This window comes from Nitrosococcus halophilus Nc 4 (genome assembly GCF_000024725.1).
Lineage (GTDB): Bacteria > Pseudomonadota > Gammaproteobacteria > Nitrosococcales > Nitrosococcaceae > Nitrosococcus > Nitrosococcus halophilus.
Map to the genome: position 1 here is coordinate 3,495,856 of NC_013960.1, position 15,730 is coordinate 3,511,585.

13 protein-coding genes and 1 tRNA gene are annotated in these 15,730 nt (G+C 55.4%); 13 read left to right on the forward strand and 1 reads right to left on the reverse strand.

Annotated elements, in window-relative coordinates; genetic code table 11:
• Positions 1–57: 57 nt before the first annotated feature.
• Entirely contained in the window at positions 58–2,763 is a 2,706-nt protein-coding gene (polA, locus tag NHAL_RS16490; RefSeq protein ID WP_013034278.1) for a DNA polymerase I, read from the forward strand.
• 186 nt (positions 2,764–2,949) lie between these two features.
• Here polA and yihA read toward each other — a convergent pair whose 3' ends face one another.
• On the reverse strand, positions 2,950–3,561 hold the full coding sequence (gene yihA, locus NHAL_RS16495) for a ribosome biogenesis GTP-binding protein YihA/YsxC (RefSeq protein ID WP_041355897.1): 612 nt from the start codon (positions 3,559–3,561) through the stop codon (positions 2,950–2,952).
• Positions 3,562–3,734: 173 nt separating this feature from the next.
• On the opposite strand from yihA, the gene NHAL_RS16500 reads away from it, so the two are divergent.
• The 12 genes from NHAL_RS16500 (at position 3,735) to NHAL_RS22100 (ending at position 15,682) form a co-directional block, all read left to right on the forward strand.
• On the forward strand, positions 3,735–4,358 hold the full coding sequence (locus tag NHAL_RS16500) for a c-type cytochrome (RefSeq protein WP_013034281.1): 624 nt from the start codon (positions 3,735–3,737) through the stop codon (positions 4,356–4,358).
• Between the two features lie 35 nt (positions 4,359–4,393).
• Positions 4,394–5,050, forward strand: a complete 657-nt coding sequence (locus NHAL_RS16505) for a thiol:disulfide interchange protein DsbA/DsbL (protein ID WP_013034282.1) — start codon at positions 4,394–4,396, stop codon at positions 5,048–5,050.
• A gap of 248 nt (positions 5,051–5,298) precedes the next feature.
• Positions 5,299–5,390: transfer RNA gene (locus NHAL_RS16510), tRNA-Ser, on the forward strand.
• A gap of 354 nt (positions 5,391–5,744) precedes the next feature.
• Positions 5,745–7,367, forward strand: a complete 1,623-nt coding sequence (locus NHAL_RS22080) for a type I restriction-modification system subunit M (protein WP_238985378.1) — start codon at positions 5,745–5,747, stop codon at positions 7,365–7,367.
• Positions 7,364–7,864 (forward strand): hypothetical protein, encoded by a 501-nt coding sequence (locus tag NHAL_RS22085; RefSeq protein ID WP_238985379.1) that lies wholly within the window; start codon positions 7,364–7,366, stop codon positions 7,862–7,864. The genes NHAL_RS22080 and NHAL_RS22085 overlap by 4 nt, the downstream gene beginning before the upstream one ends.
• 230 nt (positions 7,865–8,094) lie before the next feature.
• Positions 8,095–8,469 carry a hypothetical protein gene (locus NHAL_RS22090; RefSeq protein WP_238985380.1) on the forward strand — a complete coding sequence of 125 codons (375 nt, stop codon included), beginning with the start codon at positions 8,095–8,097 and terminating at the stop codon, positions 8,467–8,469.
• Positions 8,462–9,757, forward strand: a complete 1,296-nt coding sequence (locus tag NHAL_RS19935) for a restriction endonuclease subunit S (protein ID WP_013034283.1) — start codon at positions 8,462–8,464, stop codon at positions 9,755–9,757. Before NHAL_RS22090 ends, NHAL_RS19935 begins: the two co-directional genes overlap by 8 nt.
• On the forward strand, positions 9,750–10,526 hold the full coding sequence (locus NHAL_RS16530; RefSeq protein ID WP_013034284.1) for a nucleotidyltransferase domain-containing protein: 777 nt from the start codon (positions 9,750–9,752) through the stop codon (positions 10,524–10,526). Before NHAL_RS19935 ends, NHAL_RS16530 begins: the two co-directional genes overlap by 8 nt.
• Before the next feature lie 77 nt (positions 10,527–10,603).
• Positions 10,604–11,257, forward strand: coding sequence for a type II toxin-antitoxin system toxin DNA ADP-ribosyl transferase DarT (gene darT / locus NHAL_RS16535; RefSeq protein WP_013034285.1), 654 nt, complete (start codon positions 10,604–10,606; stop codon positions 11,255–11,257).
• Positions 11,257–12,318 (forward strand): type II toxin-antitoxin system antitoxin DNA ADP-ribosyl glycohydrolase DarG, encoded by a 1,062-nt coding sequence (darG, locus tag NHAL_RS16540; RefSeq protein ID WP_013034286.1) that lies wholly within the window; start codon positions 11,257–11,259, stop codon positions 12,316–12,318. Before darT ends, darG begins: the two co-directional genes overlap by 1 nt.
• Before the next feature lie 14 nt (positions 12,319–12,332).
• The gene (locus NHAL_RS22095) at positions 12,333–14,297 is read left to right on the forward strand and encodes a type I restriction endonuclease subunit R (protein ID WP_238985381.1); all 1,965 of its coding nucleotides are present in this window, start codon (positions 12,333–12,335) and stop codon (positions 14,295–14,297) included.
• Positions 14,294–15,682: a type I restriction enzyme subunit R domain-containing protein gene (locus tag NHAL_RS22100; protein WP_238985382.1), complete on the forward strand. Its 1,389-nt coding sequence runs from the start codon at positions 14,294–14,296 to the stop codon at positions 15,680–15,682. Before NHAL_RS22095 ends, NHAL_RS22100 begins: the two co-directional genes overlap by 4 nt.
• Positions 15,683–15,730 lie beyond the last annotated feature (48 nt).

Consider the following 15,730-nt stretch of genomic DNA (forward strand, 5'->3'; position numbering starts at 1 on the left):
TCCTGATCTCAGGGTATTAATCCTTGCTATTTTGATCAACCTTATTTAAAAGTAAACATGGTAAAAAATTCAGTTCTTATTCTAATCGACGGCTCCTCCTATCTCTTTCGCGCTTTCCACGCGCTGCCTCCCTTAACCACTTCTAAAGGCCAACCTACAGGGGCAGTCTACGGAGTCATAAATATGCTGCGCAAGCTGCTCGATGAGCACCAACCCCACTACGTCGCGGTCATCTTCGATGCCAAGGGCAAAACATTTCGCGATGAGCTGTTTGAACAGTACAAGGCCCATCGCCCCCCCATGCCCGAGGAACTTGCCTGCCAGATCCCCCCCCTCCACGATCTCATCCGGGCCCTCGGTTTACCTTTGCTCTGTGTGGAGGGAGTTGAAGCCGACGATGTCATCGGCACCTTAGCGCAACAAGCCAGCGGGCAGCATCTAGAGACCCTGATTTCTAGTGGCGATAAAGACTTGGCTCAACTCGTCAACCACCACGTGAGCCTGGTGAACAGCACGAACCAGTCCAAATTGGATCCCGCCGGCGTAAAAGCCAAGTTCAACGTTTCCCCAGAACAAATCGTCGACTACCTGGCGCTGGTGGGCGATCCGATAGACAATATCCCCGGCATCCCCGGAATAGGCCCCAAAACGGCCGCCAAACTGCTTGACCAGTACCACGATCTAGACCAAATCATGGCCCACGCCCAGGAAATCAAAGGCAAGGTGGGGGAAAATCTACGCCTCCATCTGGCCCAACTTCCCCTAGCAAGGCAATTGGCCACCGTTCGCCGGGATCTCCCCCTTGAGCTAGGCCCTAAAGACTTGCAATGCCAGCCACCCGATATCCCCACGCTACGGGAACTATATGGCACCCTGGAATTCAAGACTTGGCTGCGGGAACTCTTGGAAAAAGAGAAAGATCGCGCCTCGTCCCCTAACACCTCAACGGACTCCTCTCCCTCCTATGAGACAGTACTTTCCGAGGAAAGCTTCGAGCGCTGGGTAAAACGCTTGGAAACCGCCGAACTATTCGCCTTTGATTTGGAAACCAACAGCTTGGACTACATAGAAGCTGAAATTGTCGGTCTCTCTTTTGCTATCAAGCCAAAGGAGGCCGCTTATGTTCCACTCGCTCATGACTATGATGCCGCGCCCCTCCAGCTAGCCCGTGAAGGGGTTTTAGCACGGCTCCAGCCCCTGTTACAAGATTCGAACCGGGGGAAAGTGGGACAAAACCTCAAGTTCGATCGCAATGTGCTGGCTAATTATGGGATTGAGCTAGAGGGCATTCGCCACGACTCCATGCTGGAGTCCTATGTCCTTCACAGTACCGCCAGCCGTCACAATATGGATTCTTTAGCCCTCAAGTACCTCCAACGGAGCACCATTTCCTATGAAGAAGTGGCTGGCAAAGGAGCCAAGCAACTGCCCTTCAATCAGGTTCCCATTGACAAGGCCACCCGCTACGCGGCGGAAGATGCCGACATCTGCCTCCAACTTCACCACTACTTCTGGCCCCGCCTCCAACAGGAGGAGGCCCTCTGCCGTCTTTACCAAGAGCTGGAAATCCCCCTCATTCCGGTGATTTCACGCATGGAGCGCAATGGGGTCCAGATAGACGCGACCCAGCTTAAAGCCCATAGCGCGGAACTCACGGCCCGCCTGGAAAAAATTGAGCAAGAAGCCTTTGAACTTGCCGGGGAGCCTTTTAATCTCGCCTCGCCCAAGCAAATTCAGGCCATCCTCTACGATAAGCTGAAACTGCCGATTACCCGCAAAACCCCCACCGGACAACCCTCCACGGCAGAGACGGTATTACAGGAATTGGCCCTGGATTATCCCCTCCCCCAATTGCTCCTCGAATATCGCGCCTTAAGCAAGCTCAAGTCTACCTATACGGATCGCTTGCCTTTGCAAGTCAACCCCCGTACAGGGCGCGTCCATACCTCCTACCATCAAGCCGTCACCGCCACCGGACGGCTTTCCTCCTCGGATCCCAACTTACAGAATATCCCCATTCGCAGCGCTGAAGGCCGACGGATTCGCCAGGCCTTTATCGCCCCGCCAGGCTATTGCCTCCTGGCCGCCGACTACTCCCAGATTGAACTGCGCATTATGGCCCATCTTTCCGACGATGAAGGCCTGCTTGCCGCCTTCGAAGCGGGAGAGGACATCCACCAACGGACTGCCGCCGAAATTTTCCGCACTCCCTTAGAAGGAGTGACCCCAGAGCAGCGGCGCAGCGCCAAGGCCATCAATTTTGGCCTGATCTATGGGATGTCAGCCCACGGTCTTGCCCAGCAGCTAGGAATCAGCCGCAGCGCCGCGCAACACTACATAGAACGCTATTTTCACCGTTACCCCGGCGTTAAGGCCTACATGGATGCCATATGCCAGCAAGCCCGCCAAAAGGGATATGTGGAAACCCTATTCGGCCGGCGTCTTTATCTCCCTGAAATCCACTCCCGGCAAGCGCAACGACGCAACCAGGCCGAACGCATGGCGATTAATGCCCCCATGCAAGGCACGGCGGCAGATATCATCAAGCGAGCCATGCTCCGTGCGGATCAGTGGCTGCAAAAACAGGGAAGCAATGCCCGCATGATCATGCAGGTTCACGATGAATTGGTATTTGAGGTTGCCGAAGCTGAATTGGACACCACCACCGCAGCCATCCGGGAAAACATGGCCGGAGCCGCCCAAATTAAGGTGCCGCTCATAGTAGAGATGGGTAGCGGCGCCAACTGGGACGAAGCCCATTAATAAAAAAATCGTTGTCTGGAAATTTTGTTGAACTTTCTATTCGGCGGTTGGTCTTTATCTTAGTGAGTGCACCATAAAAAGGTCGCACTCTCCCGCCCTCCTCCCTGGGCGGGATGATCCTTTGGTCCGGAGCCCCCTAAGCCGGACCAACGATTGCCCCGGTTTTCCCCTTGAACCGGGGCTTTTTTATGGCGGTGACTCATCCAATTCAAACCACCTGTCGAGCTGAGCCTGGATAGCCTCAACCCCCATCCGATTGTGGGCAGAAAATAGCTGCGCCCGCGCCGAGGGAAAAGCCTCCTGTAGATGCGCGGTGACTTTCTCCAAGGCCTGTTTGGCCGCCCCTCGCTTTAATTTATCGCTCTTCGTCAACAATATGCAGACCGGCAAACCCCGCGCGCGGCACCATTCCAGCATCTGGAGATCAAAGGGTTGGAAAAGGCGCCGAATATCCATAACCAACACGATGCCACACAGGGATTGGCGCCACTCTAGATAATTGCTTAGAGTCTGCCGCCATTGGCGTTTTACCGCCTCAGGCACCTTGGCATAGCCATAACCGGGGAGATCCACCAGGCAGCGGCGAGCATCTAGCTGGAAAAAATTGATCATTTGGGTGCGCCCCGGAGTCTTGCTGGTTCTCGCCAATCCCTTGATATTGGTAATGGCATTGATAGCGCTTGACTTTCCGACGTTGGAGCGTCCCGCAAAAGCCACCTCCATCCCCCTATCTGGAGGCAACTGGGATAGAGTGTAAGCACTTCCCTGATAATGGGCCTTATGGTAAAGAGAATTTATCGCCATTCTCCGGTTCAAAAAAAAGCACCGCTCTCAAAAGGCATGGATATTGCCTTTAGGTCACTGCGGCAGGCTAGAAAAATATTTCCAGGCAGTGTAGCATGCACACCAATTTTGAAGATGCTTTGGCGTGGTCATCTTTGCAAATATTACCAAGAACTGAGGATCTGTTAATGATGTTAAAACGTTTCGCAGTTGCCGCTGCCTGTATCCTATTTGCCTCCTCCTCTGGCGCTGTCATGGTGACTGGCGATCCGGAAGCTGGCGCAGCCACAGCCATGCCCTGCCAAAGCTGCCATGGCCTTGACGGCAACAGCCCCAGCCCCGAGTGGCCCAAACTTGCCGGCCAGCATGCGACTTATCTCAAAAAACAATTGCAGGATTATCGGTCTGGGGCTCGAGTGAATGCGATTATGTCATCGATGGCAGCCAGCCTTAGCGATGAAGATGTGGCCAATTTGGCTGCCTATTACTCTAGCCAAACCACCGCCGAAGGCGCTACCCCTGAGCAATATGTTGAGCTGGGAGAGAAAATGTACCAGCAAGGCAACAAAGAAAGCGGCGTTCCTGCTTGCATGGCCTGCCACGGGCCGGGGGCTCAGGGTAACCCGGCGGCAAGCTGGCCACGCCTTTCAGGGCAACATGCCCAATACATAGAGACCCAACTCAAGAGCTACCGCAGCGGGGAACGTGCCAACGACCCGAACGAGATTATGCGGGGGGCGGTAAAGAAAATGACCGATGAGGAAATCACTGCGGTTTCCCACTACGTGTCGGGTCTGCACGTAGCAGAGTAGCATTAGGCTTCTTCACTGTGAGGGACTCTTAAAGTATGTCGCGATTGACCCATTGGTTGCTCCTGTCGCTCTCCCTGCTGCTTATCTCTCCAGCGGTAGCCGCGGCGGAATCATCTTTCACCGAGGGGGTGCACTATAAAGCGGTGACCCCTCCCCTCCATCCCCTTCAACCGGGGAAAGCCGAGGTGGTTGAGATGTTTTGGTATGGCTGTCCCCACTGTTACCGTTTCGAACCTCTCCTGGAACAGTGGGCAGAAGCGCAACCGGAGCAGGTGGCCTTTATCCGGGTCCCTGCGATATTTCGGGACTCATGGCTACTTCACGCCCAAGCCTTCTATACCGCCGAAGCATTGGGGGTGCTGGACAAAGTTCACCGCCCCTTGTTTGATGCTATTCATCTGGAAAAACGCCCGCTCAAAACCAAACAAGAGGTGGCAAACTTTTTCGCGACCCTAGGAGTGCCAAAGGAAGACTTTTTGCAGACCTTCGAGTCTTTCGCCGTCCAGGGCAAGGTTCAGCAAGCCGTCGTTATTACCCGGACCTCTGGAATTACCGGCGTTCCTGCCATGATCGTCAATGGTAAATACCGCACCGACGCCAACATGGCGGGCAGCTTTGAGGACATGCTTAAAGTCGTCGACTACCTCATCGCCCAAGGGGGTCCTTCAAGCCAGGCTGCGGCTGCTAAATAGGTGGCTTTCACTGCGCTCACTCCCAAACCGACCGACAGGGGCAAGGAAAATAGATAGGGGAGGACCCTCTAGATTTGGCTTTTTAGCCGCAAATGCACGCGAATAAACGCTAATGAAATGAAAAGAGAAGCCCCCACTCTAAAGATCCTAAGGGCTTCTTAGCTCACCAGAGCCAGAAGTGCGCTTCTGGCCCTCCCTGCGCATCACTTGGTGTTCGCTGCCTATAGCAGGTATTCTATATAAGTGAAGGAGAGGTACCGAAGCGGTCACAACGGCACCGACTCGAAATCGGTTGGGGCTATTGCAGCCCACGCGGGTTCGAATCCCGCCCTCTCCGCCATTGTTTGATAATAAGTTATTGATTAATAATCAATAAATCACTTTCATCCTGCTCAGGTCTTATTTTTGGTCTTACAGCAGTGTGCAGTTTCCCACCTGCGAATTGATGGTTGTCTGCTCCCGGTACCCACCCTCAGCACTTCGCCAGCTTTTCTCTTTACCGGCGGATATCCTTGAGCTTTTATTCCAGTTCCCCCTGGCTCAACTCCTTCAAGTCACCAAGAAAGTAGCGATGCTACCTTCAGGAAACACGAAAACAAAAAGGATGAACTGTAATGAGTCTTGTCCTCTAGGACTCGTTTAATGGGCTTCCCGCCAGCACCCACGGGGTTGCAAAATGCAAGGAGTTTGATGCATGACCAAGAAGCTGACTCTGAGCCAGCTATCGAATTTGCTGTTCCGTGCCTGCGACGACCTGCGCGGCAATATGGATGCCTCGGAGTACAAAGAATACATCTTCGGCATGCTCTTCTTGAAGCGACTTTCAGATCTCTTCGACCAGGAACGGGAGCAACTCGCCAAGGACCTGAAGGCCAGGGGCATGGCGGATGAAGTGATCGAGACTCAGCTCGACAATCCGGACAAATACACCTTTTGGGTGCCACCTGAGGCGCGATGGGACCCCAAGGATAAAAATGGTGAGCGGCCCAAAGATAAGGAAGGCAAGCCTCTGGGGGTCTCCCACCAGAAAACCAACGTGGGCACCTATCTCAACAAAGCCTTGGAGGCGCTTGAAGACGCCAACCCGGACGCGTTGCAGGATGTTCTCAAGCATATCAACTTCAACCGCAAAATTGGCCAGCGCACCCTCGACGACGATACTCTGTCTAACTTCATCCAGAACTTCGAGAAAATCCCGCTCCGGGACGAGAACTTCGAGTTCCCCGATCTGCTCGGCGCGGCCTATGAGTACCTTATCAAGTATTTCGCCGACTCCGCGGGCAAGAAGGCTGGTGAGTTCTACACCCCAGCCGATGTCGTTCGAGCGCTGGTTGAGATCGTCGATCCTCAACCTGGCATGAGCATTTACGATCCCACTTGTGGGTCAGGCGGTATGCTGATTCAGACTCGGGACTACATTCGTGAGTGTGGTGGCGATCCCCGTGATATGACCTTGGCAGGCCAGGAAAGCATCGGGACCACCTGGTCTATTTGCAAGATGAATATGCTTCTGCACGGCATCCCCCATGCGGATATCCGGCAGGAAGACACCCTCCGCCGACCCCAGCACAAGGACGACAACGGGGAGCTGCGGCGCTTCGACCGGGTCCTTGCCAACCCGCCGTTTAGTCAGAACTACATCAAAAAGGACATGGAGCCCCCAGGCCGCTTCGCCGTCTGGCTGCCCGAGAAGGGCAAGAAAGCCGACTTGATGTTCGTCCAGCACATGCTGGCGGTACTCAAGGGCAACGGCAAGATGGCCACGGTCATGCCCCACGGCGTGCTGTTCCGTGGCGGCGAGGAGCGCGAGGCCCGGCGTCATTTTATCGAGCGGGGCTGGCTGGAAGCCATCATCGGCCTGCCAGCGGGGTTGTTCTACGGCACCGGCATTCCCGCCTGTGTCCTGGTGATGAACAAGCAGGATGCACAAAACCGCAAGCAGGTGGTGTTCATCAACGCCGACCGGGACTACCGGGAAGGCAAGGCCCAAAATTTCCTGCGAGCCGAGGATATCTCCCGCATCGTCCATGCCTACCGCACGCTCGCAAGCGGTAAACGGGACGAGATTCCTGGCTATGCCCGATGCGTGCCCATCGAAGAGATCGAGGGCGAGGACTTCAACTGCAATATCCGCCGCTATGTGGACAATGCCCCCCCCCCGAGCTTCACGATGTGCGGGCCCATCTACACGGCGGCGTACCCAAGGGCGAGATCGATACCCTCGAACACTTCTGGATCAACTACCCGGACCTTCGCCAGCGCTGTTTTCAGCCACGGCCGGACACTGAAGCTTACCTGGACTTCACCCCAGAGGTGACTGATCGCCGCGCGCTGGCCGGCATCGTCAATAATGATAAGAGCGTGGCTGCTGCCCACGAGCGCTTCATTAGCATGCTGGAGCGCTGGTGGCGGAAGCATCTGCCCCATATCGAGGCGCTGGCCCCGGACAACGGCAAGAAGGGCAATGTCTACGGGCTGCGACGCTTGCTGCTCGGGTCCATCGAAAAGGCGCTAGCTGATCAACATTTGTTGTCAGACCATCAGGTGCGTGGCGGTTTGGCATGCTACTTCGAATATTTTAAGCCGGAATTCAAGTCCATCGCCTTCAGTGGTTGGGGCCCGGAGCTAATCCCCGACGACGAGATTCTGCAAAGCCAATTCCCCGAAGTGCTGGCCGCCATGGAAGCCAAGCGCACCCGCCTCGCGGAGCTGACGGCCCTCTTCACTGCGGCCGACGAGGAGGACTACGAAGACGAGGACGACACCGGGGTGTTGCCCAGCGACCAGGTTATAAAGCCCTCAAGGAAGAACTGAAGGCGCTGAACGCCACCTGGAAGGAGGCCCTCAAGGAGCTGAAGGCCCTCGCTACCGATCTCTTCACCGAAATGAAGGTGGCGGGGGTGCTCCCAAATGGGGTCAAGAAAGGCGACGTTACGCGGGGAATGTCGGCCAAGGAGGCCAATTTCAACGCGGGCCAGGTTATCCTCGACTTGGCCGCCGAGGCCAACTTCACCTCGGAGCGGATCGAGGCGATCCGGAAACACATGCAGGATGGTCGTGAAGCGCTGGAGCGGGCCCAGGCCTGTGAAACTCGACTAGCGCGGCACAAGGCCCTCGAAGATGAATCCAAGCAGCTCAAGGCGGATTTGCGGGCCATTGAGAAAAAGCAGGACGAGCTGGTGGCCGCCGCGCGGGAGAAGATCGACCCGGATGAAGCGCGGAGGGTCATTATTGACCGCCTCCACCGGCTCCTGGTGCAGACCTACGAGTCCTACCTCCGTGCAAATCAACGGGCGTGCCTGGTGGCGCTGGAGAACCTGCACGCCAAGTATGCGGTCACGGCCGAGGATATCGAGCAGCGGCGAGATGCGGCGATAGCAAAGCTCAAAGGGTTTTTGGGGGAGTTGGGGTATGTGTGATTGGGCTGAAGAGCAACTCGGCCGTCTGGCATCCATTGAGATCGGTGGGACCCCTGCTCGTGAAGTAGCAGAGTACTGGGCACGAGAGGAGGACGAGGGGCATCCATGGGTATCGATCGCGGACCTTGGCCCCAGAATTGTCTTCGACACGAAGGAGCGAATCACGAACGCCGGCATCCTCAACTCGAACGCCAAGAGGGTGCCGAAGGGAACGCTCATGATGAGCTTTAAGCTCACCATCGGCCGAGTCGGAATTGCTGGGAGAGACCTCTATATAAATGAGGCTATCGCAACCATTATCCCAACAGATGGCCGGCTCGATGGGAGGTTTCTCTATTATGCATTACCCGATACTGCCCGGAGTGCAATCACCGACACTGCTGTAAAAGGCGTCACCCTGAACAAACAGAAGCTAGGTGGCCTTCTGATCCGGTTCCCAGAGAGGCTTGATGAACAACAACGCATCGCCGAAATCCTCTCCACGGTGGATGAGGCCATCGAGCACACCGAAGCGCTCATCGCCAAGATGCAGCAGATCAAGGCCGGCCTGATGCACGACCTCTTCACCCGAGGCGTCACCCCGGATGGCCAGCTCCGGCCCCCTCGCGAGGAAGCCCCACGGCTCTACAAAAAGTCGCCGCTTGGTTGGATTCCGAGGGAGTGGGACACTGAGCTATTGGACAACATTGCCCTCCGGGGGAGCGGTCACACGCCGAGCAAAAATCATCCGGAATACTGGAACGGCGAAATCAAGTGGATTTCATTGGCTGACTCGTGGCGATTAGACCGAGTTCACATTGTGGACACGGATCACAAGATCACACAGGCTGGCATTGAGAACTCCTCGGCGGTTGTTCATCCGGCAGGAATCGTGGTCCTCTCTCGTGATGCCGGTGTTGGTAAAAGCGCTGTAACTACGTGCGAAATGGCGGTTAGTCAGCATTTCATGTGCTGGCGTTGTGGTCCTCGTCTTAACAACTATTACCTCTATTACTGGTTACAGTACCGCAAGTGGGAGTTCGAAAACATCGCGACCGGAAGCACGATCCCAACCATCGGCCTTCGGTTCTTCCGGCACTACCGAATCAATATCCCCCTTGAGGTCTCAGAACAAGAACACATCGCTGCAACACTGCTCGCTGCCGATGAAAAGGTATTCAGTCTGGAAGACGATGTAGGCAAACTGAGGCAGCTGCGTGCGGGCCTCATGCACGACCTTCTCACCGGCCGTGTGCCTGTTTCCGCGGCAGATGCTGCCGAATCCAAAAAAATCGCCGCGAATGTCTAAGTACCTCCAGGTCGAGAAGCCATTCCCCGACCCACGCTTGGTACTGGAGTGGCAGTTTACCTACCAACGTGCGGGCACACAGCTTAAGACCGGTAGGCATCGTCATCCGAAGTTGTTCATACCCATTTTGGGTACTAATATTCCCATTATGGGTATAAAAAACCAAGCTACCGACACGCGCCCCCTTGCACTGGCCGACGCGTTGTTTTCCTCCACCCAAAAGAGGGTGTTGGGGCTAATCTTCGGCCAGCCGGAGCGCAGTTTCTTCGCCACCGAAATCATCGACCGGGTCAGTGCCGGAACCGGTGCGGTACAGCGGGAATTAAAGAAACTGACCGACAGTGGCCTAGTGACGGTCTCCCGCATCGGCAACCAAAAGCACTATCAAGCCAACCCCGATTCACCCGTGTTTCTCGAGCTGTGTAGCCTGGTGCGCAAAACCGTGGGCCTGGCCGAGCCCCTGGGACAGGCGCTGGCGCCGGCATCAGCGGAGATCGAGCTGGCGCTGGTGTACGGCTCAATGGCGAAAGGCACCGCCACGGCCTCCAGCGACATCGACCTGCTGCTGGTCTCCAATAGTCTGACCCTGGAGGCCGTTTACGGCCTGCTGGCCGAGGCGGAGCAAACCCTCGGCCGTCCCATCAATCCCACCCTGTATACCAGAAAGGAGTTTCAGCGCCGGCTGAGCAATGGCAGCTCTTTCCTGGGACGGGTGCTGGCCGGTGACACCCTGATACTGCAAGGAAGCCTGACCCTGGAGGAAAGCTAAAGGTAGCCGAGTACCTCCACGTGGAAAAACCCTTTTTCATTAGTGACATCCTCTATTGCTAAGGATGGGCATCGTGCATGAGTACCCCAATCACCTACAATCTCAATCCAGTGAAGGGGCTGATCTTCCGCATCACGCATCGCGACAATATCCTCTGGATTCTAGATCATGGTCTGCACTGTCCCAACGGGACAGTCTTCGACCATAACTTTGTACCCATCGGCAATCCAGAACTGATTGACAGACGCCATCACCGAGAGGTCCCAATTCCGCCGGGCGGTGTGCTTGGTGATTATGTTCCATTTTACTTCACGCCCTATTCACCCATGATGTACAACATCAAAACGGGCTATGGCGGTGTCAAAAAGAGGCGCAATGATGAAATCGTGGTATTAGTCAGCTCATTGCATCAAGTTGCTAAAGAGCAGAGGAAATTTGTGTTTACTGATCGCCACGCGTACCTACGAGCAGCAAATTTTTATAATAATATTAATGACTTGAATCTTGTTGACTTTAAACTGCTGCGTAGCCGGGATTTTAGCCGTGACGTTGAGGATCCGGAAAAAATCGAGCGCTACCAGGCCGAAGCACTGGTCCACCAATCCCTCCCAGTACAGGCCTTATTGGGCATCGTTTGCTACACTAAGGCTGTAGCCGATGAGGTGCAGTCTGTTCTTCGAGTTCGCAAGATAACGATGAGAACGCTCGTGAAACCAAGCTGGTACTTCTGATGATCGAGTATACCAAAGGTAATCTGCTGAAAGCCGATGTGGAAGCCCTGGTCAACACCGTCAATACGGTCGGCATAATGGGTAAAGGTATTGCTTTGATGTTCAAAGAAGCCTTCAAGGATAACTTTGATGCCTATGCCGCGGCTTGCAAAGCCGGTGAAGTCAAAATCGGGCAGATGTTCACGACTGAAACCGGCAACCTGATGGGACCGCAGTGGATCATCAATTTCCCCACCAAAAAACACTGGCGCAATAAAACAAAGCTGGCATGGATTGAGGAAGGCCTAGAGGATCTGCGTCGCACCATTATCAAATACGGGATTGACTCTATTGCCATCCCCCCCCTGGGTTGCGGCAATGGCGGCTTGGATTGGCGCGAGGTAAGACCACTCATTGAAAAGTGCTTGGTAGATCTGAATGGTATTCATATTCTGGTCTATGAACCCACTCAGAAATATCAGAATGTTGCCAAACGCAAGGGTGTACAAACATTGACCCCTGCGCGTGCCCTGATAGCCGAACTCGTCCGGCGCTATTGGGTGCTGGGCATTGAATGCAGCCTGCTCGAAATCCAAAAATTAGCATGGTTCCTGGAACGTCGTCTGGAAGAAAGCGGATTAGATAATCCACTCCAGCTTGATTTTAAAGCCAATCGTTATGGCCCCTATGCTGACCGGCTGCGCCACTTGTTGGATGCCCTGGATGGTAGTTATCTGCGCTGCGACAAGCGATTGGCCGATGCCAAACCCGAGGATACGATCGCTTTCAATGATACCCAAAAAGAATATGTGGCAACCTACCTGAAAAGTAAAGCCAAGGCCTATCTGCCGGCGCTGGAGGCAACGACAAAACTGATTGATGGCTTCGAGTCGCCACTCGGTATGGAGCTACTGGCTACCGTCGATTGGTTGTTAGTCCGCGAGCACTGCAAACCCGAAGTAGAGGATGTTAAACGAGGCATTGCCCATTGGCCCGCTAGCCGAAGTGCCGCACTTAGGAAACAACGCATATTTGATGATCGTTTAATCAGCTTGGCACTCGAACGCCTAGCCGCCTACTGAACGGCTATGGGAGGATGACCGAATACCTGCATGTTGAAAAGCCCTTCCTCGTCCAGCTCGACGCGCTGGGGTGGCAGGTCATCAATCAAGGCCAGGGAACCATCCCTTCAGACCCGGCCAAAAGCCTGCGCCTGAGCTTTCGCGAATGGCTGCTCCCGAAGGTGTTCCGGGACGCGGTTCGAGCCCTCAATCTCACGCCGGAGGGCAAGCCCTGGCTCACCGACCGGCAGCTCGATGACCTGCGTGATCAAATCCTGCGCCAGCCCAACCGTACCTTACTGGAAGCCAACGAAATGGTGCAGAGCCTATTCCTCAAGGTCCAGGTGGATCGCAACGAGATCACGGGAGAGTCGGACCCGGTAGTCAAGCTCATCGACTTTGCCCATCCCGAGCGCAATCAGTTTCATGCCATCAACCAGTTTCGGGTGGATACGCCGGGGTGCGTTAAGAGCTTTATCATTCCGGACATCGTCCTATTCGTAAACGGCCTGCCGCTTGTCATCGTCGAGGCGAAAATCGGCGATCCCAATACCGCTAACCCGTTGCACGCCGCCTTTGAGCAACTCCTGCGCTACCGCAATGGCCGCCCCGAAACCGCCAAGGCGGGACTCCGTGAGGGAGAGCCCAGGCTTTTTTACAGCAATCTACTCCTGGTGCGCACCTGCGGCGAGAAGGCCGAGTTCGGCACCCTCACCTCCAGCCACGAACATTTCTACGCCTGGAAGGATATTTGGCCCAAAACCAACCAAAGCTACATACCGCCGCTCGGGGTAGAGCGAGAGCAAGAAAAGCTCATCCAAGGGCTTCTAGCCCCAGCCACCCTGTTGGACGTCCTGCGCACCTGTACGGTCTTCATGGACACCGATGCAGGCCGGCGCATTAAGGTGGTCTGCCGCTACCAGCAATACCGCACCGCCCGAAAAATTGTAGAGCGTCTTCGCACCGGCAAAACCCCTGAAGCCCGCTCAGGGGTGGTGTGGCATACCCAGGGCTCCGGCAAGTCGTTGACCATGGTCTTTGTGGCGCGGATGCTGCGCACAGCGCCAGATCTTCAGGACTTCAAGATCTTGCTGATCAATGATCGGATTGACCTGGAAAAGCAGCTTGCAGGCACCGCCAAGCTCATTGGCGGCAAGATCAACGTCATTGAGAGCACCGACCAACTTCGAGAACACCTGAGTACAGAGGCCTCGGACCTCAACATGGTCATGGTGCACAAATTCGCCGAGCGCACCGAAGCGCTACCCCTAAAGGTAGCCGAAGCCCTCGGGACCTATGGATCGGTGCCCTCAAGCAAAACCTTCGGGATGGTGAACCCCTCCGAGCGAATCCTGATGATGATCGACGAGGCCCATCGGACCCAGGGCTCCGATCTGGGCGACAACCTCTTCGAAGCCTTTCCCAACGCTACCCGCATCGCCTTCACCGGGACCCCCCTCATTACCGAGCAGCACGGTAACAAGCGCACGGTGAAGCGCTTTGGCGAATACATCGACACTTACAAGCTCATGGACGCCGTCCAGGACGGCGCTACGCTCCAGATCCTCTACGAAGGACGTACAGCCGATACCGCCCTCAAGGACAAGCACGACTTCGACACCCAGTTCGAGGACCTTTTCAAGGATCGCAGCGAAGAAGAAATCCTCACCATCAAGAAAAAGTACGGCGCCACCGGCGATATTCTCGAAGCTTCGAGCCGCATCGAAGCTATTGCCAAGGACCTGGTTGACCACTATATCGACAATATCCTGCCCGATGGTTTCAAAGCTCAGGTCGTGTGCCACTCCAAGCTGGCCACCCTCCGTTACCAGCAGGCTATCCGGGAGGCGCTGCGTGACCGCATCGAGCGAGAACAGCGGCAGGCCACCCCGGACCAGGAGTTGATCCGGCGTATCGCTTTTACCAGCAGGCTATCCGGGAGGCGCTGCGTGACCGCATCGAGCGAGAACAGCGGCAGGCCACCCCGGACCAGGAGTTGATCCGGCGTATCGCTTTTCTGAAGGCTGTGGTGGTTATCTCACCAGATCCCACCAACGAACCGGCTGCCATAACCGAGGCCCGCAAGGAAGCCAAGCGCTGGAGTGCGGTGGAAAATTTCTGCAAACCCTTCGACTTTGACGATCCCGATAAAGAACTGACGGGCATTGCCTTCCTCATTGTCTGCGACATGCTGCTCACCGGCTTTGATGCCCCCATCGAACAGGTCATGTATATCGACAAAAAGCTGCGCGAGCACAACTTGCTCCAGGCTATCGCCCGCGTCAACCGGGTAGCCCAGCACAAGCACCGCGGCTTTATCGTGGACTACATCGGCCTTGCCAATCATCTCACCTTCGCCCTTTCCCTCTACGCCAAAGAAGACGCCCAGGACATTCAGGGGGGCCTCAAGAACCTCCTTAGTGAGATGCCCATCCTCGAGGAACGTTACCAGCGGCTTCTGCAACATTTCCGTGCGGCGGGCGTGACCGATATCGAGGCCTTCATCAAGGATGACTTGAAATCGCCAGAGGCCGAAGTGGCGGTAATCCACGGGGCGGTCAGGGCCTTAAAAGACATTAAGCGGCGGGCCGACTTCGAGGTCTACCTGAAAAAATTCCTCCAGAGCCTCAACCTTATCCTGCCTAACCCTGCGGGATACCCCTATCGTGGACCCGCCAAGCGTTTTGGCTACCTGCTGCGAATAGTGAAGGAGCGCTATAAAGACGAGTCCCTCGACATTGCCGATGTGGGCGAGAAGGTGAAGGCCCTGATTAACGCCCATCTCATCAGCTTGGGCATCAACCCCAAGATCCCGCCGATCAAACTCCTGGCCGACGATTTCCTGGTCCAGCTACAAAAGCATGCCCAGGGCGACCCCGAGGCCAAGGCCAGTGAAATGGAGCACGCCATCCGCAAACATTGCACCATTCACTTCGACGAAGACCCGGCCTTCTACACCAAACTCAGTGAAAAACTCGAGCAACTCATTGAACAGCACCGGAATAGCTGGGAGCTGCTCGCCGAGGAGTATGAGAAATTGCGTCAGGAAGCCATTGAAGGCAGAACTCAAGCCATTGAGGGGCTGACCAAAGAGGCCACCACCTTCTATGATTATGTGTTGCAGCTAGCCTATGCGGATGGTGAAGTTCCCTCCGGGGACCGTGCCGGGCTGAAGAAGCTGATGGCTCACATCGTAGAGTTGCTACAGGAGACCATTGGCGTGCTCGATTTCTGGAAGAAGCCCATTGAAGTCAAAAAGCTTCGAGGCAATATCGACACCGAGATCCTGCTGGCGAATATTCCCGCACTCAACGCCAAGCATGAGCGCATCGCCGTCGAGATCGTGAAACTCACCGAGAAACGGCACGAGGAACTGATCAAGTGAAGGGACAAGAACCCAACATTGATTACGCCGTGGTCCGCAGCCGCCGCT